The sequence below is a fragment of the Pseudomonas sp. P4_C8 genome (genome assembly GCF_056401975.1).
Genome location: NZ_JBFUIH010000101.1, coordinates 1 through 2111, shown reverse-complemented (window position 1 = coordinate 2111; position 2111 = coordinate 1). Strand labels below are relative to the sequence as shown.

General features: G+C 67.2%; 1 protein-coding gene. It reads left to right on the top strand.

The window, feature by feature from the left end; translation table 11 throughout:
* Positions 1–2111: VCBS domain-containing protein (locus AC1DWM_RS30020; RefSeq protein WP_477796874.1), on the top strand; the 2111-nt coding region annotated here is incomplete at both ends.

Below are 2111 nucleotides of genomic sequence, written 5' to 3'. Positions count from 1 at the left end.
GTGACGGCGGCAGAACTCGAAAGCGGTGCGGTGGCCGAAGACGGCACCACGGTGACCAGCGGCAGCTTCGCCTTCGGCGACGTGGACCTGGTCGATGACGCACATGTGGCCAGCGTGAGCACACCGTCCGGTGCGCTGGGTACGCTGGTGGCCAATGTGAGCGACGAGAGCACGGGCGACGCGGCGGGCAGCGTGGGCTGGACCTATACGCTGAGCAACAGTGCGGCGCAGTACCTGGCCGAGGGCCAGACCAAGACCGAAGTGTTCACGGTGACGCTGACCGACGACTTTGGGGCGGCGGTGACCAAGGACGTGACGATCACCATTACCGGTAGCAATGACGCGCCGACGGTGACGGCGGCAGAAGTCGAAAGTGGTGCGGTGGCCGAAGACGGCACCACGGTGACCAGCGGCAGCTTCGCCTTTGGCGACGTGGACCTGGCCGATCACGCACATGTGGCCAGCGTGAGCACACCGTCCGGTGCGCTGGGTACGCTGGTGGCCAATGTGAGCGACGAGAGCACGGGCGACGCTGTGGGCAGCGTGGGCTGGACCTATACGCTGAGTAACGGTGCGGCGCAGTACCTGGCCGAGGGCCAGACCAAGACCGAAGTGTTCACGGTGACGCTGACCGACGACTTTGGGGCGGCGGTGACCAAGGACGTGACGATCACCCTGACCGGCACCAACGACCAGCCGACGCTGACCATCGACGACACAACCGGGGCAATGAACGAAGGCAACGGCGCGGCCACGCTGAGCGACAGCGGCGCGCTGAGCTTCGCCGATCTGGACAGCCACGACGTCGTGACGGTCAGCCAGAGCGCCAATAACGACCTCGTCTGGAGCGGCGGTACGCTCGGTGCGGCGCAGGCCGCAGCGCTGGTCGCCGGCTTCTCGGTCGATCAGGACAGCTGGAACTACAGCAGCAGCGAGAACCTGGACTTCCTGCGGGCCGGCGAAACCATCAGTTTCTCCTACACCGTGGTGGCCACCGATAACAGCGGCGCGGGCAACGCGGCCTCGGCAGCGCAGACGGTGACGATCACCCTGACCGGCACCAACGACCAGCCGACGCTGACCATCACCGACCCGACCGGGGCAATGAACGAAGGCAACGGCGCGGCCACGCTGAGCGACAGCGGGGCGCTGAGCTTCGCCGATCTGGACAGCCACGACGTCGTGACGGTCAGCCAGAGCGCCAATAACGACCTCGTCTGGAGCGGCGGTACGCTCGGTGCGGCGCAGGCCGCAGCGCTGGTCGCCGGCTTCTCGGTCGATCAGGACAGCTGGAACTACAGCAGCAGCGAGAACCTGGACTTCCTGCGCGCCGGCGAAACCATCAGTTTCTCCTACACCGTGGTGGCCACCGATAACAGCGGCGCGGCCAACGCCGCCTCGGCAGCGCAGACGGTGACGATCACCCTGACCGGCACCAATGACCGGCCGACGCTGACCATCACCGACCCGACCGGGGCGATGAACGAAGGCAACGGCGCGGCCACGCTGAGCGACAGCGGGGCGCTGAGCTTCGCCGATCTGGACAGCCACGACGGCGTGACGGTCAGCCAGACCGCCAACCACGACCTCGTCTGGAGCGGCGGTACGCTCGGTGCGGCGCAGGCCGCGGCGCTGGTGGCCGGATTCTCGGTCGATCAGGACAGCTGGAACTACAGCAGCAACGAGAACCTGGACTTCCTGCGGGCCGGTGAAACCATCAGCTTCTCCTACACCGTGGTGGCCACCGACAACAGCGCCGCGGCCAACGCGGCCTCGGCAGCGCAGACGGTGACGATCACCCTGACCGGCACCAACGACCAGCCGACGCTGACCATCACCGACCCGACCGGGGCGATGACCGAAGGCAACGGGTTGGCCACGCTGAGCGACAGCGGGGCACTGCGCTTCGCCGATCTGGACAGCCACGACGGCGTGACGGTCAGCCAGAGCGCCAACCACGACCTCGTCTGGAGCGGCGGCACCCTCGGTGCGGCGCAGGCCGCGGCGCTGGTGGCTGGCTTCTCGGTCGATCAGGACAGCTGGAACTACAGCAGCAGCGAGAACCTGGACTTCCTGCGCGCCGGCGAAACCATCAGTTTCTCCTACACCGT